19 protein-coding genes and 3 pseudogenes are annotated in these 22728 nt (G+C 65.0%); 11 read left to right on the top strand and 11 right to left on the bottom strand.

Going from position 1 to position 22728, the window contains the following annotated elements; all coding sequences use genetic code 11:
• Positions 1 to 26 precede the first annotated feature (26 nt).
• Positions 27 to 647 (bottom strand): UbiX family flavin prenyltransferase, encoded by a 621-nt coding sequence (locus ACQ86E_RS28190; RefSeq protein ID WP_431202760.1) that lies wholly within the window; start codon positions 645 to 647, stop codon positions 27 to 29.
• A gap of 159 nt (positions 648 to 806) precedes the next feature.
• Here ACQ86E_RS28190 and ACQ86E_RS28185 point away from each other — a divergent pair, with 159 nt between their 5' ends.
• Together ACQ86E_RS28185 and ACQ86E_RS28180 are read left to right on the top strand one after the other, a co-directional pair.
• Complete coding sequence (locus tag ACQ86E_RS28185) at positions 807 to 1778, top strand: LysR family transcriptional regulator (protein ID WP_431206579.1); 972 nt, start codon at positions 807 to 809, stop codon at positions 1776 to 1778.
• A 203-nt stretch (positions 1779 to 1981) separates the two neighbouring features.
• Complete coding sequence (locus tag ACQ86E_RS28180) at positions 1982 to 3022, top strand: Bug family tripartite tricarboxylate transporter substrate binding protein (RefSeq protein WP_431202759.1); 1041 nt, start codon at positions 1982 to 1984, stop codon at positions 3020 to 3022.
• Positions 3023 to 3139: 117 nt separating this feature from the next.
• On the opposite strand, the pseudogene guaA reads toward ACQ86E_RS28180, so the two are convergent.
• A pseudogene (guaA, locus tag ACQ86E_RS28175) lies at positions 3140 to 4737 on the bottom strand (glutamine-hydrolyzing GMP synthase).
• A gap of 149 nt (positions 4738 to 4886) precedes the next feature.
• Between guaA and ACQ86E_RS28170 the strand changes: the two are divergent.
• The 3 genes from ACQ86E_RS28170 (at position 4887) to ACQ86E_RS28160 (ending at position 6217) form a co-directional block, all read left to right on the top strand.
• Positions 4887 to 5258 (top strand): nuclear transport factor 2 family protein, encoded by a 372-nt coding sequence (locus ACQ86E_RS28170; protein WP_431202758.1) that lies wholly within the window; start codon positions 4887 to 4889, stop codon positions 5256 to 5258.
• 158 nt (positions 5259 to 5416) lie between these two features.
• Positions 5417 to 5749: a DHCW motif cupin fold protein gene (locus tag ACQ86E_RS28165; RefSeq protein ID WP_431202757.1), complete on the top strand. Its 333-nt coding sequence runs from the start codon at positions 5417 to 5419 to the stop codon at positions 5747 to 5749.
• A 258-nt stretch (positions 5750 to 6007) separates the two neighbouring features.
• A complete protein-coding gene (locus tag ACQ86E_RS28160) occupies positions 6008 to 6217 on the top strand; it encodes a cold-shock protein (RefSeq protein WP_015686739.1) in 210 nt (69 codons plus the stop codon).
• Positions 6218 to 6362: 145 nt separating this feature from the next.
• On the opposite strand, the pseudogene ACQ86E_RS28155 reads toward ACQ86E_RS28160, so the two are convergent.
• Positions 6363 to 7665 (bottom strand): annotated as a pseudogene (locus ACQ86E_RS28155) (RsmB/NOP family class I SAM-dependent RNA methyltransferase).
• A gap of 35 nt (positions 7666 to 7700) precedes the next feature.
• A complete protein-coding gene (locus tag ACQ86E_RS28150) occupies positions 7701 to 8072 on the bottom strand; it encodes an MAPEG family protein (RefSeq protein ID WP_431202756.1) in 372 nt (123 codons plus the stop codon).
• 152 nt (positions 8073 to 8224) lie between these two features.
• On the opposite strand from ACQ86E_RS28150, the gene ACQ86E_RS28145 reads away from it, so the two are divergent.
• Positions 8225 to 8848, top strand: coding sequence for an acriflavin resistance protein (locus ACQ86E_RS28145; protein ID WP_431202755.1), 624 nt, complete (start codon positions 8225 to 8227; stop codon positions 8846 to 8848).
• A gap of 69 nt (positions 8849 to 8917) precedes the next feature.
• On the top strand, positions 8918 to 9760 hold the full coding sequence (locus ACQ86E_RS28140; protein ID WP_431202754.1) for a metallophosphoesterase family protein: 843 nt from the start codon (positions 8918 to 8920) through the stop codon (positions 9758 to 9760).
• A 9-nt stretch (positions 9761 to 9769) separates the two neighbouring features.
• Here ACQ86E_RS28140 and ACQ86E_RS28135 read toward each other — a convergent pair whose 3' ends face one another.
• The 3 genes from ACQ86E_RS28135 to guaB all read right to left on the bottom strand — a co-directional run bounded on the left by ACQ86E_RS28135 (position 9770) and on the right by guaB (position 13008).
• Positions 9770 to 10066 carry a hypothetical protein gene (locus ACQ86E_RS28135; RefSeq protein WP_431202753.1) on the bottom strand — a complete coding sequence of 99 codons (297 nt, stop codon included), beginning with the start codon at positions 10064 to 10066 and terminating at the stop codon, positions 9770 to 9772.
• Between the two features lie 174 nt (positions 10067 to 10240).
• Entirely contained in the window at positions 10241 to 11263 is a 1023-nt protein-coding gene (locus ACQ86E_RS28130; protein ID WP_431202752.1) for an NADP-dependent oxidoreductase, read from the bottom strand.
• 251 nt (positions 11264 to 11514) lie between these two features.
• A complete protein-coding gene (guaB, locus tag ACQ86E_RS28125; RefSeq protein ID WP_431202751.1) occupies positions 11515 to 13008 on the bottom strand; it encodes an IMP dehydrogenase in 1494 nt (497 codons plus the stop codon).
• A 457-nt stretch (positions 13009 to 13465) separates the two neighbouring features.
• On the opposite strand from guaB, the gene ACQ86E_RS28120 reads away from it, so the two are divergent.
• Both ACQ86E_RS28120 and ACQ86E_RS28115 read left to right on the top strand, forming a co-directional pair.
• A complete protein-coding gene (locus tag ACQ86E_RS28120; RefSeq protein ID WP_431202750.1) occupies positions 13466 to 14956 on the top strand; it encodes an MFS transporter in 1491 nt (496 codons plus the stop codon).
• A gap of 127 nt (positions 14957 to 15083) precedes the next feature.
• Positions 15084 to 16032, top strand: a protein-coding gene (locus tag ACQ86E_RS28115) for an IS630 family transposase (protein WP_431206431.1) whose coding sequence is annotated in 2 segments (ribosomal slippage) — positions 15084 to 15419 and positions 15421 to 16032 — 948 coding nt in all. Because the reading frame shifts where the segments join, the coding sequence is not laid out codon by codon here.
• Positions 16033 to 16038: 6 nt separating this feature from the next.
• On the opposite strand, the gene ACQ86E_RS28110 is transcribed toward ACQ86E_RS28115, so the two are convergent.
• The 3 genes from ACQ86E_RS28110 to ACQ86E_RS28100 are packed head-to-tail and all read right to left on the bottom strand — an operon-like array spanning position 16039 to position 18579.
• Positions 16039 to 16752: an alanyl-tRNA editing protein gene (locus ACQ86E_RS28110; protein WP_431202749.1), complete on the bottom strand. Its 714-nt coding sequence runs from the start codon at positions 16750 to 16752 to the stop codon at positions 16039 to 16041.
• A 59-nt stretch (positions 16753 to 16811) separates the two neighbouring features.
• A complete protein-coding gene (locus ACQ86E_RS28105) occupies positions 16812 to 17504 on the bottom strand; it encodes an RlmE family RNA methyltransferase (protein WP_431202748.1) in 693 nt (230 codons plus the stop codon).
• 1 nt (position 17505) lies between these two features.
• Positions 17506 to 18579: a Ppx/GppA phosphatase family protein gene (locus tag ACQ86E_RS28100; protein ID WP_431202747.1), complete on the bottom strand. Its 1074-nt coding sequence runs from the start codon at positions 18577 to 18579 to the stop codon at positions 17506 to 17508.
• A 211-nt stretch (positions 18580 to 18790) separates the two neighbouring features.
• On the opposite strand from ACQ86E_RS28100, the pseudogene ACQ86E_RS28095 reads away from it, so the two are divergent.
• Positions 18791 to 21162: pseudogene (locus ACQ86E_RS28095) on the top strand (xanthine dehydrogenase family protein molybdopterin-binding subunit).
• 161 nt (positions 21163 to 21323) lie between these two features.
• Here the strand turns inward: ACQ86E_RS28095 and ACQ86E_RS28090 are convergent.
• A complete protein-coding gene (locus ACQ86E_RS28090) occupies positions 21324 to 22124 on the bottom strand; it encodes a hypothetical protein (protein ID WP_431202746.1) in 801 nt (266 codons plus the stop codon).
• A 106-nt stretch (positions 22125 to 22230) separates the two neighbouring features.
• Between ACQ86E_RS28090 and ACQ86E_RS28085 the strand changes: the two genes are divergently transcribed.
• Positions 22231 to 22722 (top strand): YaiI/YqxD family protein, encoded by a 492-nt coding sequence (locus ACQ86E_RS28085; RefSeq protein ID WP_431202745.1) that lies wholly within the window; start codon positions 22231 to 22233, stop codon positions 22720 to 22722.
• Positions 22723 to 22728 lie beyond the last annotated feature (6 nt).

Below are 22728 nucleotides of genomic sequence, written 5' to 3'. Positions count from 1 at the left end.
ACGGGTCTTTCCTTGAGGTCTTCGGATCAGGGCGCGATCTTGCGCAGCGGCGGCGAGCGACGCTTGAGCGCCTCGTCCTCGCCCCAGCGGCGCACGACGCCGATATCGATGTCGAAAAGGTCAAGCACGCGGCCGACGGTGTGCTCGACCATATCGTCGAGGTTCTCGGGCCTGGCGTAGAAAGCGGGCATCGGCGGCGCGATGATCGCGCCCATCTCCGACAGGGCCGTCATCGTTCGGAGATGTCCGGTATGCAGCGGGGTTTCGCGCACCATCAGCACCAGGCGGCGGCGCTCCTTCAGCACGACATCCGCGGCGCGAGTGAGCAGCGTCGTGGTGACGCCGGAGGCGATCTCGGACATCGAGCGCATCGAGCACGGCGCCACGATCATGCCCGCAGTGCGGAATGAGCCGCTTGAGATCGCCGAGGCCATGTCGTTGATCGTATGGCAGACATTGGCGAGTTCCTTCACCTCCGCGATCTTCAGGTCGGTCTCATAGGCGAAGGTCAGCTCGGCCGTCTTCGACATCACCAGATGGGTCTCGACGCCGGCATTGCGAAGGAGCTGGAGCAGGCGCACGCCATAGATGACGCCAGAGGCGCCCGAGATGCCAATGATCATCCGCTTGGGTGCCGCGTCCTGCATATGTCTGATTTTGCTCCTTGGGCACGCGCCCTCGCGCCACGAGACTAGGCAATCGCATCCATCACCACAAATAATGATTGATTATACAACTCATCACCTTGAATGATGGATAGCGAGTGTGGTCGGCAAACGAAGGACGGGTCCGTGGAACTCAGGCAGATGCAATATTTCCTGTGCCTCGCCGAGGAGAAGAACGTCACCCGCGCCGCGCGCCAGCTCAACATCGTGCAGCCGGCACTGAGCATGCAGATCGGCAAACTCGAGGCCGAGCTTGGCCAAAAACTCTTCGACCGCAGCGTCCACGGCATGACGCTGACCAGTGCCGGCGAAGCTCTGGTGCGACTTACCGCGCCGATCGTGCGCGACGCCGAATATGCGCGGCAAGAGATGGCGCAGCTCGGCGGCCGCATTTCGGGCCGCGTCTCGGTCGGCCTCATCACCTCGGTCGCACAGAGCACGATGGCGAGCGCGTCGGCGACGGTAGCCAGCCGCTATCCCGAGATCACGCTGTCGGCCTGCGAGGGCTACACCGAAACGCTGGTCGAATGGGTCAACACCGGCCAGCTCGACTTCGCGCTCATCAACGTGCCGCGCCGGAAGACGCCGCTGACCGCACACCATGTCATGGACGAAGAGATGGTGTTCGCCTGCCGCAGGGGCAGCCCGATCAGGCCGCCGGCAAAGCTGCGGTTCGACCACATCGCAAACGTCGACCTCGTTCTGCCGTCGAAGCGCCACGGCTTGCGGCTGATTCTCGACGAGCACGCCGCCGCCGTCGGTATCGACTTGCGCCCACGGCTCGAGCTCGACACGCTTCCTGCCCTCTGCGACGTGATCGCGACCACCGATTTTGCAACGGTGCTGCCAACCATTGCGCTCCGGCAATCGCTCGCGAACGGCGCCATCCGGGCGCATCGCTTCGACGAGCAGCGGATAGTGCGTTCGATTGCCTGGGTCCATCATCCGCGGCGGACCGTGTCGGTTGCAGCCAAGGCCGTGCTCGACATCATCAGCCTCGATCTCGAGCAGGCTGCGGCCGTGGCGAGAGAGTTCGTGGAGCCCTCCTCCCGCGGCGCAACTTCATCGCTCCGCAAAGCACGCAAGAGGTCGCGGCGGAAAGCGATCTCCTGAACGCAGAAGTTCTGCTCGGGCAAGCTGTCGCGCCCATCGCAGAATGAGACGGGTTGGTAAGTTTTGAGACGCGCGGGCATGACGATCGCCGCGGCGTGCTGGTTACGGTCCGGGCACAGAAAACGCGGCCTTGCTTCATCCCGACTCTTGTCCCGGAAGATCACAGGGCTCGCATCAAGACAGTTTGGGGGAGTCTGTCCGAGATGGCACGGTTTGGTCGCAGCAAGAACACGGACACCACGGCGCGGCACGATGACGGTCTTTATCCTGATCGCAGGTCGCTGCTCGCGCTCGGCGGCGGCGCCCTGCTCGCGGCCGCAGGAATGCAGGCTGCGAACGCGCAAGACTATCCCGCTCGCCCTGTTCAGGTGCTCGTGCCTTTTGCCGGCGGCAGCGCCAGCGATGTGATCACGCGCATCCTGCTCAACCGCATGTCCACATCGCTCGGCCAGGCCTTCGTGGTCGACAACCGCCCCGGCGCTGGCGGCAATATCGGCACTGCCGCCGCAGCACACGCGGCCCCCGACGGTTATACGCTGCTGATGAGTACCTCGGGGCCGCTGGCCGCCAATAAGTCGCTCTACAAGGATCTTCCCTACGATCCGCTGAAGGATCTCGCCCCGATCGGCCTGTTTGCGACGCTGCCGAATGTCATCGTGATCAACTCGAAACTGCCGCCGAAATCGCTGGCCGAGTTGATCGACTACGCCAAGGCGCATCCGCGAGAGCTGAACTACGGGACGGTCGGTGTAGGCTCCTCGCAGCATCTGTCGGCCGCCTACTTCGAGCAGCTCACGGGCGCAGAACTGACGCATGTGCCCTACCGCAACATCGCCGCCTACACGCCGGACTTCATCGCCGGTCAGGTCCCGCTCGGCTTCCAGCTCCTGCCGAACGTCCTCGGTCTGATCAGGAGCGGCGATGCGCGTCCGCTCGCGGTTGCCAACGACAAGCGCATGACGGCCCTGCCGGATGTGCCGACCGCGGCCGAGGCCGGCCTGACGAATTACGAGAGTGCGGCCTGGCTCGCGCTCCTTGCGCCGGCGAATACCGAGAAAGCCGTCGTCGACAAGCTCTATAAAGCGATGGTCGAAGCCGTGAACGATCCGAAGGTGCGCGCCCTCTTCGTCGAACAGGGCGCCGAGCCGCTGGTCATGGACCCGCAAGGCCTGAAGGATTTTATGACCTCGGAAGCCGCGAAATGGGCGAGGATCATCAAAACGATCGGCATCGCGCCGATGTGACTCCGAGCCTTGGCCTCTCGTGGCTCCGGCCGTCCCGCACGCAATAATGCGCCACAATACTCTGCCCGCGAAAGCACGTGGACTTCACGCACCGATCGAGCTTACGTGGAGGCCACACTACTCCCACTCAATCGTCCCAGGCGGCTTGCTCGTCACATCGTACACCACCCTATTCACGCCCTTCACCTCATTGATGATGCGCGTGGCGGTCTCGCCGAGAAACTTCATGTCGAACTGATAGAAGTCCGCGGTCATGCCGTCGGTCGAGGTGACGGCGCGCAGGCCCACGACGAAGTCGTAAGTGCGGCCGTCGCCCATGACGCCGACCGTCTTCACCGGCAGCAGCACGGCAAACGCCTGCCAGATGTCGTCGTAGAGGCCGTGCTTGCGGATCTGGTCGATGTAGACGGCATCGGCCTTGCGCAGGATGTCGAGCTTGTCGCGCGTGATCTCGCCGGGGCAGCGGATGGCGAGGCCGGGACCCGGGAACGGGTGGCGGCCGACGAAGATTTCGGGCAGGCCGAGTTCGCGCCCCAACTTGCGGACCTCGTCCTTGAACAGCTCGCGCAAGGGCTCGACGAGCTTCATGTTCATGCGCTCGGGCAGACCGCCGACATTGTGGTGCGACTTGATGGTGACTGAAGGTCCGCCGGTGAAGGAGACGCTCTCGATCACGTCGGGGTAGAGCGTGCCTTGCGCGAGGAAGTCGGCGCCGCCGATCTTCTTGGCCTCGGCCTCGAACACCTCGATGAAGAGGCGGCCGATGGTCTTGCGCTTGGTTTCGGGATCGGTGACGCCTTCGAGCTCGCCGAGGAACTGCTTCGACGCATCCACGTGCACGAGCGGGATGTTGTAGTGGTGGCGGAACAGGTCGACGACCGTCTTGGCCTCATCCAGACGCAGCATGCCGTGATCGACGAACACGCAGGTGAGCTGGTCCCCGATGGCTTCATGGATCAAGACGGCCGCGACCGCTGAATCGACACCGCCGGAGAGGCCGCAGAGCACCTTGCCCTTGCCGACCTGGGCGCGGATCTTGGCGATCTCCTCCTCGCGGAAGGCGCGCATGGTCCAGTCGCCGGAGAGGCCTGCGATCTTGCGGACGAAATTGCGGATCAGTTTGGCGCCGTCGGGCGTGTGCACCACTTCGGGGTGGAACATCAGGCCGTAATATTTGCGCGTCTCGTCCTGGATGATCGCGAACGGCGCGTTCGGCGAGGTGCCGGCGACGGAGAAGCCCGGCGGCATCTTCGTGATGCGGTCGCCATGGCTCATCCAAACCTGGTTCTTGCCGCCCGGCGACCAGACATCCTCGAACAGCTTGCTCGGCGCCTTGACCTCGACATCGGCACGGCCGAATTCGCGGTGATGGCCGCCCTCGACGGTGCCCCTAACTGCTCCGCCATGGTCATCTGGCCGTAGCAGATGCCCAGCACCGGCACGCCGGAGGCGAAGATCAATTGGGGCGCGCGGGGTGAGCCTTCCTCATGCACCGACTCCGGCCCGCCGGAGAGGATCACCGCTTTCGGCTTCATCTCCACAAAAGCCTGTTCGGCCTTGTTGAACGGGACGATCTCGCAATAGACGCCGTCCTCGCGCACCCGACGCGCGATCAGCTGCGTCACCTGGCTGCCGAAATCGACGATGAGAATCTTGTCATGCGCCGAGGCCACGGAGGGCGTCGACGCGGAGCGGTCGTGCTGTGCTGCTGTCATGGCAAGCAGATACGCGACGTGCGACCGGCCCGCAACCGCGCGGGCTGCGCACCCACATTCTTCTTTGGGCATGGACAAGCCGTAATAGGTAAGTATTATTGACCTAATATGCTCCGGATCACACAGGAGCCCAATCAGGGAGAACGTTCGTGCCACAGAACCACCCACCATCAACGCTCGCCGCGCTCGGCCGGACCTGGATCGAGGCCTGGAATGCCCGCGATCTCGAACGCGTGCTCACGCTCTACGACGAGGACGCCGTGATGACCTCGGACCGCATCCCCATGATGGGGTTCGATGCCAGCGGCACCGTGCGCGGCAAGGACGCGCTGCGGGCCTATTGGGGCAAGGCGCTCGGGCTGATCCCGAACCTGCATTTTACGGTGATCGATCTGTTCGTCAGCCCGGACAGCGTGGTCGTGTTCTACGAGAACGAGCGCGGCAAGCGGATCTGCGAATATCTGCGGGTGAACGAGGCCGGGCTGATCGTGCAGGGCTCGGCGAACCATCTGCCGCATTGACCTCTCCTCGTCATTACGAGGAGCCCTTGCGGCGAAGCAATCCAGACCGTCACCACGGATGCATTACTGGATTGCTTCGCTTCGCTCGCAATGACGGCGACTGCGGCGCTCGCATCCGATAACAAGGGCTCCGCCGGCACCAAGACAGGACACTCCCCATGAAACTTCCCGCCTCCCCCTTCACCGTCACCGATTGGAGCAAGGTCGAGCCGACCACCCATCCCGGCGAGACCGGCGAGGCCAAATGGCGCACGCTCAACATCGGCGATCTCCGGGTGCGGATGGTCGAGTATTCGCCAGGCTATCTCGCCGACCATTGGTGCGACCGCGGCCACGTGATCTTCGTCGTGAAGGGCGAGCTCGACAGCGAGCTGCGCGACGGGCGCAAGTGCAAGCTGACGGCGGGGATGAGCTACCAGGTCTCGGACTTCGGCGACGCCGCGCACCGGTCCTCGACGGCGTCGGGCGCCACGCTTTTCATCGTGGATTGAGACACGGGCCGGTTTCATTTGCATCGCAAAATAGCAAAGCCACGCGACATGCCGGGGCGCGGGTGGTGCCTTGAAGTAGCCCAAAATCTCGCTATAATGTGATCATCGATACTTGGCCGAACGACTGGGCCGCTTCCCTTCGTTGCAGACGGGCGCGCACGCTTCAGATGACTTCTCCAAACATCGACTGAACAGGATCATGGGCGCAGTGACGCGTTCCGGTCCGCGTGCGTACCATCTCTAACAAAGGAAATTCCCATGGCTATGGGCACCGTGAAGTGGTTCAACACCCAAAAGGGTTATGGTTTCATCCAGCCGGACGACGGCCAGAAGGACGTGTTCGTCCACATCAGCGCTGTCGAGCGCGCCGGCCTTTCGACCCTCAACGAGGGCCAGAAGGTCTCGTTCGACATCGTCGCCGACCGCCGCAGCGGCAAGTCGTCGGCTGACAATCTCCGCGTCGGCTAACGCCCGCGCACCGTTCTGACGGCGAACGTACCGGCAGAGCGCTAGAGTTAGAAGGCCCCGCGACCGGGATCCGGTTTGCGGGGCTTTTGTTTTGCCGCGTCATTCCGGGGCTCGCCCTGCGGGTGCCGCGGAATGACGGCGTGGATCAGCCCGTCTTCTTCAACACCGACACGAAAAACCCGTCCGTCCCGGTCCGCCGCGGCGTCATCAGCCAGCCCTCCGGCGACTGCAGCGCGGCGTCCGCGAACGCTTCCGCCTTGTCCCAGAGCACGCTGGCGGTCTGCTCAGGCGGAACGACCGCGAAGCCGGGATGCCGCGCGACGAATGCGCGCACCTGCTCGCCATTTTCTTCAGAAAGCACCGAGCAGGTGATGTAGGCGATGCGGCCGCCGGCCTTGACCAGCGGCACGGCGCGATCCAGCACCGCGGCCTGGTCGCGCAGGCGGATCTCAAGCGCGCCCGGCCGCATGCGCCATTTGGCGTCGGGATTGCGGCGCCAGGTCCCGGTTCCGGTGCAGGGCGCGTCGATGACGACGAGGTCGGCGGTGCCGCTGATGTCAGCCAGCGGATCGGACTCGCCCTTGGGCGTGCGGATATCGGCGTTGTGGACGCCGGCGCGCGACAGCCGCTCGTGGATCGGCGCGAGCTGGCGCTTGTCGCTGTCAGTCGCGATCAAGCGGCCCTTGCCCTGCATCATCGCGGCCAGTGCGAGCGTCTTGCCGCCGGCGCCCGCACAGAGATCGATCACCTGCTCGCCGGGCTTTGCCGCGGTGAGCTGGGCCGCAAGCTGCGATCCTTCATCCTGCACTTCAACGGCGCCCTTGATGAAATCCTCTTCCGACTGGATGCCGGGGTTGCGCGCATCGGCCGAAAGCTCGATGCGCAGGCCGTTTGCCGACCAGGGCGTCGGTTTCGCATGAAGATGAGCAAGCCCGCGCAGCACCTTGTCGCGGTTGGACTTTAGCGTGTTGACGCGCAGGTCGAGCGGCGCCCGGCTCGCCATCGCGACGGCTTCGGCAACGCGGTCCTCGCCGAACGCTTTTGCCAGATGAGAATCGAGCCATTCGGGGTAGTCGCCGGCGATCGCGGCCGGGGCATCCTTCAGGGAGCGCGACGCCAGTGCCGCCTGTTCGGCGTCGGTCAGCGGCGCCGGCGCGAACCGGCTGCCGTCGAACAAGGCGGCCATGGTGGCCGCATCCATGTTACGTTCGAGCCGGAGCATGCCGATCAGCCGCGCCCGCGCGGTATCAGCATCCATCAGCCAGGCGCTCGAGCGCATAGCGCCGCAGCACGTCCCAGACGAGGCCGGCGATCGCGGCGCGGTCGCCCGAGCCGGCGAAGCGGTGCGCGGTGCCCCACTCCTTCAGCCCCTTGGCCGCGGGCACGCGGTCTTTCTCGATGGTGTCGATCAGTTCGATGGCTGCGGACAGCCGGGCAGCGGGAGTCATTTTATTCTTTCAGATTGGATCGGGCGCCCAAGCGCCTAGATCAACAACAGCATTTTCAGCGCGAAGTAGATCCACATCGCCAGCAGCACGAGCACGCCGGCGAGCCAGACCGTCGAACGCGGACCGGACTTGTCGGAGGAAGCGAGGATTCCGGCATGGGCAAACCGCGTCACCACGAACACCCAGGACATCAGCACGATGAAGAGATCGGCATGGCGGAGCGGCAATGCCAGTGCGATCAGGGCGTAGAACAGCAGCGGCAGCTCGAACTCGCCAAGCGCAATGTCGGGGCTCCTGGCCTCGCCCGAGACCGATGCCTTGCGCCGCCCGAAGACCACGCCGATCAGCAGTGCGAAGGTGAGACCAACCTGCACGAAGACAGGCAGCAGAACCATTTGAATGGACATCGGAACTTTCCCGTAAGGCGGACCACCGCGGACCGTCATTAGCCGCGACCAGAGGCGCTGACAATCAACCAGTTGAACCCGAGTTCCCGCGGCCGCGACCAAATGGCGACCGTCAAAGCGATTTTGGGCCCTGCGGCCTGTCGAGATGCTCCATGAACACCCTGTCCAGCCTGATCAGCCCTTTGACCGAATCCGCGGAGGGCCGGCTCGGCATCCTGATGTCGGCGCTATCAGGCATCGCTGCAGCGCTTGCCGTGGCGCTGGCAATGACAGTGTATTTCCGCCTGAGCTACCGGACCTGGCGCGACGTCGTCAGGCACGGCCTCGCCGTGCTCGCTGCGATTGTCCTGTTCGCCTTTGCCGCCTACGACATGCGCCATGCCGCGCTCGCCTATCTCGGCCTCAACCCGTCCAGGCCCGCCGTCGAGTTCGAGATCCGCATGCCCAGGGAGACGCTGACGGCGGTGTCAGATGCCCAGATCGAGCTGCACACCGACCGCAACCAGATACTGGCGCTGGTCGACGGCGTGCGCGAGCTCGGCGACGGCCGTGCGCTGCTGCGGGGCGCGGTGGTGCTCAACCATCGCACCGCGGACCGGGTGCTGGCCGTCAACCTACCCGGCAAGGGCACCTTCGAGTTCCGCCTCCGCCTGCCAGCCGAGCCGCACCGCTCCGAGGACTTCAGCCCGTGGCATCTCGCCGACCGCGTCGCCTCGCCGTTGGCGGGCGCAGTTGCCCCGCAGGACGCCTACACGATCCGCTATCGCGTGCTTTAAACTTTGTTCATTGCGATGCATGCCCGCACCGTCATCGTTCCGACGCGCGACCCCGGCTAAGCTGACCGCATGTCCGAATTTCGCCTGACGCAGATTTCCGACACTCATCTCGGCCGGCGCTTCCCCGGCCTGATCGCCAACTTCCACCGTGTCAGCGAGCACATCGACGCTGACAGGCCCGATCTCGTCGTCAACACCGGCGACGTTTCGTTCGACGGGCCGACCAGCCGCGACGATGTCGCATTCGCCAAGGGCCTGCACGACGCCCTGCCCGTCGCCTGCCGCTACATTCCCGGCAATCACGACATCGGCGACAATCCGACCGCAATCGGGCCGGCCCCCAAGCCGCCGGTCACCGAAGCGCACCGCCAGCAGTTTCGCGACATCATCGGCGAAGACCATTGGTCGTTCGAGGAAGCGGGCTGGCACTTCATTGGCCTCAACACGCTGGTGATGAATGCGGGGCTGGCGTTCGAGGCCGAGCAGTTCGACTGGCTGTCCCGGGAGATCGCGCGGACCAACGGAAAGCCGGTCGCGCTGTTCCTGCACAAGCCGCTGTTCCTCAATTTGCCCGACGACCCCGAAACCACGGAGACCTCGATCCGCTATGTGCCGCAGCCGGCACGCGCGCGGCTGATCGGGATGTTCGCAGCCGTCGATCTGCGCCTGATCGCCAGCGGCCACGTGCACCAGCGGCGCGACTTCACTTTTCGCCACACCCGTCACATCTGGGCGCCGTCGGCCGGCTTCAGGATCAACGATGCCCGGCAGGACCGCATTGCGATCAAGGAAGTTGGCCTGGTCGAATACCGCTTCAAGCCCGACAGCTTCGAGGTCCGCCACGTCCGCGCCGCCGGACAGTTCGATGTCGATATCGAGGAGTTGTTCGCCCAGATGGGCGGCGAGCACTAACCGCGTTCGTCAGGCGACGCTCTTGAGATCCTGCTGGATCGCGGCGAGCAGGGATTGCAGCGCGTCGCTGTTGACCGGCTTTGCCTCAGCCTGCACGGACTGAACACTGGCTGGCGCGGCGGCCTTGACCGGACGTTTCGGAAATGGCGGCGGAGGCACCGGCATCACGGGCTGCGTGAGCGCGCCCTCGTCTTCGCTCAGCACAAATTTGCCGTGGATGACGTCGTCACGGCGGCCCATGACATACATCACCGCCCAATAGCCGGCAGCCAGAAGGATTACGCAGAAAATACCGATCTCTAACATCGCAGCACCTGAAATATGCGCGATGATTCAATGCCTTCGTTCTGGCGTCAATGAACCGAGGGTCACACCTGCGGGTTTTTACGGGCAGGTGTGGCCGATCGGTGACTCTTTATTAACCACTTCCGTCCAGGGAGTGGCCAAATTGCAACCAGGCTTGCAGCCGAACCTCGGCAGCTAAGCCTTGTCCGGCCCGACCCGCACCAGCTGCTTGCCGAAATTGGCGCCCTTCAGGAGCCCGATGAAGGCGCCGGGCGCACTGTCCAGGCCCTCGGTGACGAACTCCTTGTACTTGACCTTGCCGTCGCGGACCCAGCCCGACATGTCGCGCAGGAAGTCGCCATGGCGCGAGGCGAAGTCGGAGACGATGAAGCCGCGGAAGTTCAACCGCTTGGTCAGGATGTTGCGCATCATCGCGCCGGCCCATTTCGGCGGCTTGGACTCGGTGTCGTTGTAATGGGCGATCAGGCCGCACACCGGAATGCGCGCGAACGGATTGAGCAGCGGGAACACCGCCTCGAACACCGCACCGCCGACATTCTCGAAATAGACGTCGATGCCTTCCGGGCAGGCGTCCTTCAGCTTCGCGGCGAGATCGGGATCGCGATGGTCGAGGCAGGCGTCGAAGCCCAGCTCCTTCACCACATAGTCGCACTTGTCCTTGCCGCCGGCGATGCCGACCGCGCGTGCGCCCTTGATCTTCGCGATCTGGCCGACGGCCGAGCCGACCGCACCGGAGGCGCCGGCGACGACGACGGTCTCGCCGTCCTGCGGCTTGCCGATGTCGAGCAGGCCCGTATAGGCGGTCATGCCGGGCATGCCGAGCACGCCGATGGCCGTCGAGATCGGCGCGAGCTTCGGATCGACCTTGGCGAGCCCCTTGCCGTCCGAGATCGCGTGGGTCTGCCAGCCCGCGCGCGAGAGCACGATGTCGCCCTTGGAAAAGTTCGGATTGTTGGAGGCTGCGACTTCGCAGACCGTCCCGGCTTCCATCACACCGCCGACCGGCACCGGCGTCGCGTAGGACGGACCGTCGCTCATGCGCCCGCGCATGTACGGATCGAGCGACAGCCAGATCGTGCGCAGCAGGACTTCGCCCTGCCCCGGTGTCGGAACAGCGAATTCCTCGGTGCGGAAATCGGACGGCTTTGGTTCGCCGACGGGACGCGCGGCAAGAACGATGCGTTTTGCTTGGGACATGGGGCTTCCTCCGGATTGCTTTCGCCGCGGACGGAAGCGGAGGGAGGTCACCGCGTCAATACAAAAGCGTGGAGCCTACACACTGGCTGTCACCGCTCGACTTGATCGGGCGATCCAGTATTCCAGAGACAGTCGTGATTGAGCCGAGAAGCTGCGGCGTACTGGGTGCCCCGGTCAAGCCGGGGCACGACACCGTCGTTGAGGCAAGCGCTTCGAAACCATGTGCTCACGCGCAGCTGAGGGCGGTGTAACTAACCCCCGCCCGGATAATTCGGGCTCTCGCGCGTGATGGTCACGTCGTGGACGTGGCTTTCGCGCAGGCCGGCACCGGTGATGCGGACGAAGTTCGCCTTCTCGTGCAGCTCCTTCATGTCCTTTGCGCCGACATACCCCATCGCGGCGCGCAGGCCACCGGCGAGCTGGTGCATGACGTGACCGACCGCGCCCTTGTAGGGCACCTGGCCCTCGATGCCTTCAGGCACGAGCTTGAGCGTGTCCTTGATGTCCTGCTGGAAGTAGCGGTCGGCCGAGCCGCGCGCCATCGCGCCGACCGAGCCCATGCCGCGATACGCCTTGTAGGACCGGCCCTGCCACAGGAAGACTTCGCCGGGCGTCTCGTCGGTACCGGCAAGCAGGGAACCCACCATCGCGATGTCGGCGCCGGCGGCAAGCGCCTTGGCAAGGTCGCCGGAAAACTTGATGCCGCCGTCGGCGATGACGGGGATGTCGGACTTCTTCGCGGCTTCCACCGCATCCATGATCGCGGTGAGCTGGGGCACGCCGACGCCGGCGACGATGCGCGTGGTGCAGATCGAGCCGGGGCCGATGCCGACCTTGATGCAGTCCGCGCCCGCATCGATCAGCGCTTGCGCGCCCTCGGTGGTGGCGACGTTGCCGGCAACGACCTGCACCGAGTTGGACAGACGCTTGATGCGGTTCACCGCATGCAGCACGTGGCGGGAATGGCCGTGCGCGGTGTCGACGACGATGAGATCGACGCCGGCATCGATCAGCCGCTCGGTGCGCTCGAAGCCGGTGTCGCCGACGGTGGTGGCAGCGGCGACGCGCAGGCGGCCCTGCGCATCCTTGCAGGCGAGCGGATGAGCAACCGCCTTCTCCATGTCCTTCACCGTGACGAGGCCGACGCAGCGATACTGCTCGTCGACGACGAGCAGCTTCTCGATGCGATGCTGGTGCAGCATCCGCCGCGCCTCGTCCTGGCTGACGTTCTCGCGCACCGTGACGAGACCTTCATGCGTCATCAGCTCGGAGACTTTTTGCCTGCGGTCGGTGGCAAAGCGCACGTCGCGGTTAGTGAGAATGCCGACCAGCTTGCCGGGCGTATTCTTGCCGGCGCCGGTGACGACGGGAATGCCGGAGATGCCGTGGTCGCTCATCAGCTTGAGCGCGTCGTCGAGCGTGGCGTCGGGGCTGATGGTGAGCGGGTTCACCACCATGCCCGACTCGAAGCGCTTAACCTGCCGCACCTGGGCGGCCTGCCCTTCCGGATCGAAATTGCGGTGGATGACGCCGAGGCCGCCGGCCTGCGCCATGGCGATCGCCATGCGGGCTTCGGTAACCGTGTCCATGGCGGAGGCCATGATCGGAATGTTGAGCGGAATGACGCGGGTGACGCGGGAGCGGATGTCGACTTCGCCCGGCATGACGTCCGACAGGCCCGGCTTCAACAGCACGTCGTCGAACGTAAGGGCTTCGCGAATGCCTTGAAGTTGCACCGTGGCCATTTGCCAACTCCTTCCTGCGGCCCTGCCGCAAATAGCTATGGATGAGCGCCACCCTCGGCGTGCCTTGCAGCATCGCCGGAGAATCGGAGCCCATCGGTGGGGTTGACGCGGGTCGATAGCACGGCCGGATGACGAATCAAAGCAAATCGGCTCGCTGGCCAGCCATGCACAGGGTTTTTGAATAAATTCAGCGTGGATAGCCCATGCCCCGCCGTCATTCCGGGGCGCGACGAAGTCGCGAGCCCGGAATTCATTTCGCGGCGGCCCCTCTGTGGCCAGATGGATTGCGGGTCGGCGCCAAGGGATGCGCCAAGGGTCGCGCCGGGGAATGCCGAGTGAGGGTCACGCCGTTGTCATGCGGACTTAGGTGCTATGCGTTGATCTGCAATGGTCCCGGCCGACTCGTGATGGTAAGCCGCAACTCCACCACTCTTCTGATTTTCATTACCAATCCGTCATGGTCGACAAGCAACGCGTCATACCGCTGATCGTGGCCACCGCCCTGTTCATGGAGAACATGGATTCGACGGTGATCGCCACCTCGCTGCCGGCGATCGCCGCCGACATCGGCACCAGCCCGCTGACGCTGAAGCTCGCGATCACCTCTTACCTGCTGTCGCTGGCGGTGTTCATTCCAGCGAGCGGCTGGACCGCCGACCGGTTCGGCGCGCGGATGGTGTTCGCGATTGCGGTCGGCGTGTTCATGGTCGGCTCGGTCGGCTGTGCGCTCTCGAGCTCGGTCACCGATTTCGTGTTCGCGCGCATCCTCCAGGGCATGGGCGGGGCGATGATGACGCCGGTCGGGCGCCTCGTGCTGCTGCGCTCGGTCGACAAGAGCGCGCTGGTCAATGCCATGGCCTGGGTGACGGTGCCCGCGCTGATCGGTCCCGTGATCGGACCGCCGCTCGGCGGCTTCATCACCACCTACGCGTCGTGGCACTGGATCTTCCTGATCAACATCCCGATCGGGCTGCTCGGCATCTTCATGGCGCTGAAGTTCATCGATCCGATCAAGAGCGAGGAACGCGAGCCGTTCGATCTCTACGGCATGGTGCTCGCCGGGCTCGGGCTTGCCGGCATCGCGTTCGGGCTCTCGGTGGCCGGTCTCAACCTCTTGCCCTGGAGCACGGTCGCCGGCCTGGTTGCGGGAGGTTCGATCTCGATGACGCTCTACGTCATTCACGCGCGGCGGACGGGGTCGCCGGTCCTGGACTTCTCGCTGCTCAACCTGCCGACGCTGCGCGCGGCTGTGCTCGGCGGTTTCCTGTTCCGGCTCGGCATCGGCGCGCTGCCGTTTCTGCTGCCCCTTTTGATGCAGATCGGTTTTGGCCTGTCGCCATTTCATTCCGGCCTCGTCACCTTCGGCTCCTCGCTCGGCGCCATGGGCATGAAGACGTTGGCTGCGCGGATCATCCGCACTTTCGGCTTTCGCAACCTGATGACGGTCAATGCGATCGTCAGCGCGTTCTTCCTCGGTATCTGCGCGCTGTTCACGGTGACGACGCCGCTTCTGATCATCATGGTGATCCTGGTGGTCGGCGGCTTCTTCCGCTCGCTGGAGTTCACCGCGATCAACACGGTGGCCTATGCCGAGGTGGAGACCGCGCAGATGAGCCGCGCCACCACGCTGGTCAGCGTCAACCAGCAGCTCGCGGTCTCCGCGGGCGTCGCCGTCGGCGCGGCCTCGGTCGAGACGACGATGTGGCTCAGCCATGTCAGCGAGCTCAACGCCACCGTGTTCGCGCCGGCCTTCGTCGTCGTGGCGCTCACCTCGGCCGCCTCGGCCTTCTTCTTCTGGCAGATGCCCGCGGACGCCGGCCACGAGATCTCGGGCCGCAAGGTCGGGGACATTTCCAGCCGCAAGGGCGCGGACAAGAGTGCGGCCAAGGCGGCCGTCAAGGCGGCGACCGAGGATACCCAGGACGTGCGCGACCAGCGGCTGGGGTAGCGGCTGCCGCCATTTTGACGGCGGCCCTGCTCCCTAGAGCGGTTCACAGATTTATTGAATCGGAAGGGATTCCGGAGCTGGGGCGAATATGATTCAAGATGCTGGCTGGGCTGGAGGCCAGCATCCGATGGTCCGACCAATTTCCAACGATTTACGTAAGCGCGCGGTGTCCGCCGTTGCCAAAGGTGAGAGCTGCCGATCCGTGGCAGAACGGTTTGGCGTTGCGGTCTCGTCAGTTGTGAAGTGGTCGCAGCGTTATCGAACAACCGGCTCGGTAGCGCCTGGCAAGATGGGCGGTCACCGCAAACCTGTGCTTGATCCGCACCGCGCCTTCATCGTCGAGCGGATCACTCAGACGCCGCACCTGACGCTGCATGGTCTGAAGGCGGAACTGGCAGCCCGCGGGGTCAAGGTCTCGCACAACGCAGTCTGGCTGTTCCTGCGCCGGGAAGGGCTGCGCTTCAAAAAAAACACTGTTCGCCCTCGAACAGGCACGCGCAGACGTCTCTCGTAGGCGCCAGCGTTGGCGATCCTGGCAGGCCGGGCTCGATCCGGGCCGGCTCGTCTTCATCGATGAGACCTGGATCAAGACCAACATGGCCCCTTTGCGAGGCTGGGGACCCAAAGGGGCCCGCCTGCGCGGCTTCGCCCCGCACGGGCACTGGCGTACCCTCACATTCCTCGGCGCGCTCCGCCATGACCAACTCACGGCACCCTGCGTCTTCGACGGCCCGATCAACGCTGAATGCTTCCGCGGTTACGTGAAGCACATTCTCCTGCCGACCCTGCGCGAAGGCGACATCGTCATCCTCGACAATCTCGGAAGCCACAAGTCGAAAGCCGTCAGGCAGATGATCAAGGCGGCTGGCGCCAGGCTATGGTACCTACCGCCGTACTCGCCCGACCTCAACCCGATCGAACAGGCCTTCTCCAAGATCAAACACTGGATGCGGCAAGCTCAGAAGCGCACCATCGAGGACACTTGGCGCCACATCGGTCACCTCGTCCAGGACATCCAACCACGCGAATGCGCCAACTACTTTGCTAACGCCGGTTATGCTTCAATCAAAATGTGAAACGCTCTAGTCGACGAAGCCGACCTTGATGCGCCGGTTTTGACGTCCCTTGTTGTCGACCTTGAGAATGCGCACCGGCCGCGTTTGCGCGGTCGAACCGAGATGCGTTCCCCCACATGCCTGCCGGTCGAGATCTCCTATCTCGACAATGCGAACGTTGCCGTCCGCCTGACGCGGAGGCGACACACTCTTGCTGCGAAAGAGACCGGGAACGGAATTGGCTTCGTCCCAGCGCATCTGATATGTCCGGATCGGAAGATCCTGCCGGATAACGTCGTTGATCGGATCAGCCAGAGCGCGAAGCCTGTCCGCTTCCGAACCGGTCAGATCGAAGTCGATCCGGAACGTTCCGTCCGCCGAAAGCTGCGCGCCAGTGAGCAAGGCTCCGCCGAAGTTCTGAAACACCACACTGTTGGTGACATGGGCGAGCGTGTGCAACTCGCACATGAGGCGGCGAAAGGCTGCGTTCACCGAGACGTGGACGGGACCGGATATCTCGGCTTCGCCGTCGAATTCGTGCCACCAGCCCCGCTCGTCAGACTTCACGACGCGGATATCCGCTTCGCCCTTGCTCCATTGGATAGACGCCCTGTCGGGGAGTTGGCCTCCGCCTCCCGGGAATACGGGTGTTTGAGCAAGAAGCACCGCGCCAGGCCGGGTGTCGAGGACATCTGCCTCCAGTTCGAGCACCTGAGGAGCGCCCTGGCAAAGAAGATGCATGACGTTTCCTCTCGTTCCACCAAGCCTTTGCCGTCGCGTCCCCGGACGGCCGCCGGGTCTCAGCTGCCGCCGCGGAATCCCGTCGCGAGCACATAGCGCTCCGACGAATCCGCCCGGCTCGCGGCGGGCTTGACGTGGCGCACGGTCGCAAAGTCGCGCTTGAGCTGGGCGAGCAGCTCGGCGTCAGCGCCGCTCTGGAACGCCTTGGCCAGGAACGTCCCGCCGGGCTTGAGCACGTCGCAGGCGAACGCCGCGGCGGTCTCGATCAGGCCGACGATGCGGAGCTGGTCGGTCTTGCGGTGGCCGGTGGTGTTGGCGGCCATGTCGGACATCACGATGTCGGCGCCGCCGTCGAGCATGGCCTTGAGCTTGTCCGGCGCGTCATTGTCCATGAAATCGAGCTGTGCGAACTCGACGCCGGCAATCTCGGGGATTTCCAACAGATCGATGGCGACGACCTTGCCCTTGCCGTCGACCGAGCCGACGCGCTTGGCCGCGATCTGGCTCCAGCCGCCCGGCGCCGCGCCGAGGTCGACCACCGCCATGCCGGGCTTGAGCAGGCGATATTTGTCGTCGATCTCGAGCAGCTTGAACGCCGCGCGCGAACGGTAACCCATCGCCTTCGCCTTGACGACATAGGGATCGTTGAGCTGCCGCTCCAGCCACAGCTTCGACGACAATTTGCGCTTGCCGCCGGTCTTGACCTTGGTTTTGACCTGGACGTGCAAGCGGCCGGTGGTGTCCTTGGCCATCTCACCAGCTCCCGAGCGCGCCGTCCTCGCGCATCATCTCGACCAGCATGCCCTCGCGCAGGCCCCGGTCGGCGACGCGCAGGCGCGGCAGCGGGAAAGCGCGACGGATCGCATCGAGGATGGCGCAGCCGGCGAGCACGAGGTCGGCGCGCTCGACGCTGATGCAGCTGTTGGCGGCGCGCTCCTCGTAGCTCATGGCGAGCAGCTTGCCGATGGTCGCGGTGATGTCGGTATCGTTCATCCAGACGCTGTCGATGCGGCGGCGATCATAGCGCACGAGATTGAGATGAATGCCGGCCAGCGTCGTCACGGTGCCGGAGGTGCCGAGCAGGTGCATGCCGGCGAGATCGCCGCCGTGCCGTTGGGCAAACGGCGCGACGTGGTTGGCGACCTCCTGCTCCATCGCGGCATAGATCTCGGGTGTCACGTCGCGGCCGCCGAACTGCTCGGCGAGCGTGACCACGCCGAGCGGGATCGACATCCAGGCCTTGATGCGCGGCTCCGGATTTTGCGGATCGCGCTCGATCCGCACGAGCTCGGTCGAGCCGCCGCCGATGTCGAACAGGATCGCCCCCTTGCCTTTGGGGTCGATCAGCGGCGAGCAGCCGAGCACGGCGAGCGAGGCCTCGGTCTCGCGGTCGATCACCTCGAGCTCGATGCCGGTCTCGGCCGCGACGCGGCTGCGGAAACCTTCCGCGTTCGAGGCCGCGCGGCAGGCTTCGGTCGCGATCAACCGCAACCGCCGCGCCTTCCGCAGGTTGATCTTGTCCCGGCAGATGCTCAGCGCGGAAATGGCGCGCTCGATCGCGGCCTCGCTGATGCACCCGGTTGCCGAGACGCCCTCGCCGAGCCGGATGATGCGCGAGAAGGAGTCGACCACGCGAAAGCCGTCGCTGGTCGGAGAGGCGATCAGGAGCCTGCAATTGTTGGTGCCGAGGTCCAGCGCCGCGTAGACGCCGGTTCCCGGCGCTTGTGCGGCGACGGCCGATTCGGGGGCCAGCGCCACCGCCGCCATCGACCCCTCGAGCTCGCCGCGCGGCGCATGGCCGCCGCGGAGCCGCGTGTGGTCATTCATATAAACTGTCTTTCCGCGGCCGGTTCGGGCCGATCTGGAATTGCTTTTTCGCCTGAAACATTAGCAGCGCGTCAGTCCTGCGCAACAACGCATCACATGGGACCATGCCCATTCGTGCGTTGTCGTGAACGAGGTGGTGGGTTATTTGAAGGGACCCGGTCCCCCCAAGCGCCCACAAAACGCGCAATTGCCGGCTTTTCAGGTCATTTCCATGCAAGAACACACCAAATCGTCCACGCTCGAAAACGCTATTGCACTGCAAAAATACGGCGTCGGGCAGCCGGTCCGCCGCAAGGAGGACGACACGCTGGTGCGCGGCAAGGGCCGCTATACCGACGATTTCAACCTGCCGGGCCAAGCCTATGCCGTGGTGGTCCGCTCGACCCATGCCCATGGCGTGATCCGCGGCATCGGCCTTGATGCCGCCAAGGCGATGCCGGGCGTGCTGGGGGTGTGGACCGGCAAGGACCTCGACGCCGCCGGCTACGGCCCCTTTACCTGCGGCCTGCCGCTGAAGAACCGCGACGGCTCCCCCTGCTCCAGACCAACCGCCAGCCGCTGGCGACCGACAAGGTCCGCTTCGTCGGCGATCCCGTCGCCTTCGTGGTGGCCGAGACGCTGGCGCAGGCCCGCGACGCCGCCGAAGCCGTTGAACTCGACATCGAGCCGCTGCCGGCCGTGACCGATCCTGAGGAAGCCGCAAAACCCGGCGCACCACAGCTTTACGACCACATCCCGAACAATGTCGCGCTCGACTACCATTACGGCGACATGGACAAGGTCAACGCGGCGTTCGCCGGCGCGGCCCACGTTACCAAAATTGACATCGAGAACACCCGCGTCGCCGTGGTCTCGATGGAGCCGCGCGTCGGCCTTGCCTCCTACGACAAGACCACGGAGCGCTACACCATCCAGATGCCGACGCAGGGCGTCGCGGGCAACCGCGCCAACCTCGCCAAGAACCTGAAGGTGCCGAACGAGAAGGTCCGCATCCTCACCGGCAATGTCGGCGGCTCCTTCGGCATGAAGAACGTCAACTACCCCGAATACATGTGCATCCTGTACGCGGCGAAGGCGCTGGGACGCCCGGTGAAATGGCTGGACGAGCGCTCGACCGCCTTCCTTTCCGACAGCCACGGCCGCGCGCAAAAGATCCATGCCGAGCTGGCGCTCGACGCCGAGGGGCACTTCCTCGCGGCGAAACTGTCCGGCTACGGCAATCTCGGTGCCTACATCACCGGCGTCGCGCCCGGCCCGCTCTCGCTCAACACCGGCAAGAACTTCTCCAGCGTCTACCGCACGCCGCTGATGGGCGTCGACATCAAGACGGTGCTGACCAACACGACGCTGATGGGCGCCTATCGCGGCGCCGGCCGGCCCGAGGCCAATTACTACATGGAGCGGCTGATCGACCGCGCCGCCGACGAGATGGGCATCAACCGGCTGACGCTGCGCAAGCGCAACTTCATCAAGCCGAACCAGATCCCGTTCGCGGCCTCTTCCGGCGTCACCTATGACAGCGGCGACTTCCAGGCCGTGTTCAACAAGGCGCTGGAAATCTCCGACCACGAGAATTTCGCCAAGCGCAAGAAGGAGAGCAAGAAGGCCGGCAAGCTGCGCGGCATCGCGGTCGGCTCCTATCTCGAGGTCACCGCGCCGCCGAGCCCCGAGCTCGGCAAGATCGTGTTCGACCCCGATGGCAGCGTGCAGCTGATCACCGGTACGCTCGATTACGGCCAGGGCCACGCATCCGCATTTGCGCAGGTGCTTTGTTCGCAACTCGGCGTGCCCTTCGACAGCGTCAAGCTGGTGCAGGGTGACAGCGACATCGTCCACACCGGCAACGGCACCGGCGGCTCCCGCTCGATCACCGCGAGCGGGCAAGCCATCGTCGAGGCCTCGAAGCTGGTCATCGAAAAGGGCAAGCGCGCCGCAGCCCACATGCTGGAGGCGTCCGAGGCCGACATCGAGTTTGCCGACGGCAGCTTCACGATCGCCGGCACCGACCGCAGCATCGACATCATGGAACTTGCCAAACGCCTGCATGACGGCAAGACGCCGGACGGCGTGCCTGACAGCCTCGACGTCGACCACACCAGCGAGCCGGTACCGTCGGCGTTCCCGAACGGCTGCCACGTCGCCGAGGTCGAGATCGACCCTGACACCGGCGTGGTCCAGATCGTGCGCTACAGCGCGGTCAACGATTTCGGCACGGTGATCAACCCGATGCTGGTCGCGGGCCAGCTCCATGGCGGCGTGGTCCAGGGCATCGGCCAGGCGCTGATGGAGCAAGTCCGCTACGACGAGAGCGGGCAGCCAATCACGGGCTCGCTGATGGACTACGCCCTGCCCCGCGCCGAGGACGTGCCGAACATGACGGTCGGCGATCACCCGGTGCCGGCCACGACCAATCCGCTCGGCAGCAAGGGCTGCGGCGAAGCCGGCTGCGCCGGCAGCCTGTCGACCGTCGTAAATGCGGTGGTCGACGCGCTCTCCGATTACGGCATCAAGCACATCGACATGCCGCTGACCCCGGAGCGCGTGTGGCGCGCGATCCAGGATGCGAAGGGCACGGCGGCGTAAGGGCGTTCGATCGTCACGGCAAACTCGGCTGTCATCGTCCGCGAAGGCGGACGATCCAGTACTCCGAGGCAGTCGTGATTGACCGAGAAGCCTCGGCGTACTGGATTCCCCGCCTTCGCGGGGCATGACACCGTCTTTGAGGTGACAGGTTCGCCCCCTCCCTACGCCGCCGCCTGTTCACGCGGCTGGGTGATCGCGGTGTGGTGGCAATGAGCAAGCGGCGTCGTGCCGTTGGCGACGACCAGCGCGTCGAACTCGACGAAGCGGTGGCCCTTCTTCTCGTAATTCGCGGTGACCTTCGCGCGTGCAGTGATCTCGTCGCCGGCGCGCGCGGCCGCCAGCAGCTGCATGCGGCTGCCGACGTGGATCCACGGACCCAGAATGGTGTTGTCGACCAGCACGCGGTTCATAACGCGCTGGATCAGGCCGGGATGGCCAAATCCCTCGCGCGCGAAGATCGGATCGGTCTCCCTGATGTCGGCGAGATAATCGGTCGCATCCTGCCCGAGCCATCGGCGCGGCGCCGTGCCGAACCATTTGCCGGTTTCAAAGGTCTCGGAACTGACCGGCTTGCGCTCGGCCACCGCGGGCACCTCGACATAGTCGCTCAACGACACCACGGGCGCAGCCGCCGGCAGCGAGGCCGTTCCGGTGGCACACAATTCGGTGCGGCTGAACACCTCGATCGTGAGCAGGCCATTGTGCTCGGTGGCGTCGACGTCGGCGGTTTCGCCGTCATAGACCGGCTTGATGAAGCGGGCCTCGATCAGTCCGCGGCTGAGGAAATCGCGGCCCCAGCGCGCGACCGGCACGTGCATCATGTAGGCGAACACGTCGACGCCGGGGACGAGCCCGCCGGAAAAGCCGAAACGGCGCGCCACGCTGTCGTCGTGCATCTTGTTTTCGGATTGCTTTGCGGTGTTGTAGGCCTCGACGCGCCAGGTTTCGAGCCGGTTCGGCATGGGGTCATCTTCCCTGTTTTCTTGTCGTTCAGGGCCGATCGTAGGCCCCGGGGAACAGCGGTCAATCCCCTCGCCTTTGCGGCCTGAATGGGGTACCACGCCGCGAATGACTGACACCTCCACCCGCATCTATGTCGACGCCGACGCCTGTCCGGTGAAGGACGAGATCTACCGCGTCGCGCTCCGGCACGGCGTGCCCGTGAGCGTGGTTGCCGGCAACTTCATCCGCGTGCCGCAGGATCCGCTGATCGAGCGCATCGCGGCGGGTGCGGGAATGGACGCCGCCGACGACTGGATCGTGGAGCGGGTCAAACCAGGCGACGTCGTCGTCACCTCCGACATTCCGCTGGCCAGCCGCTGCGTGAAGGCGGGTTCCGACGTGATCGCGCCGAACGGCAAGCCGTTCACGGAAGAATCGATCGGCATGACGCTGGCGGTACGCAATCTGATGACGGATCTGCGCTCGGCCGGTGAAGTCACGGGCGGCCCGCGGTCGTTCGCGCCGCGCGACCGCTCGGCCTTCCTCTCCGCGCTCGACCAGACGCTGCGCCGGATCCAGCGCCGCCGGGCCGACCAGGCCGCGACAAGACAGGACTGAGACACA

This window comes from Bradyrhizobium betae (assembly GCF_050632175.1).
Classification (GTDB): Bacteria; Pseudomonadota; Alphaproteobacteria; order Rhizobiales; family Xanthobacteraceae; genus Bradyrhizobium; species Bradyrhizobium betae_B.
The sequence above is the reverse complement of the archived record's forward strand: the minus strand, read 5'-3'. Positions and strand labels throughout refer to the sequence as shown.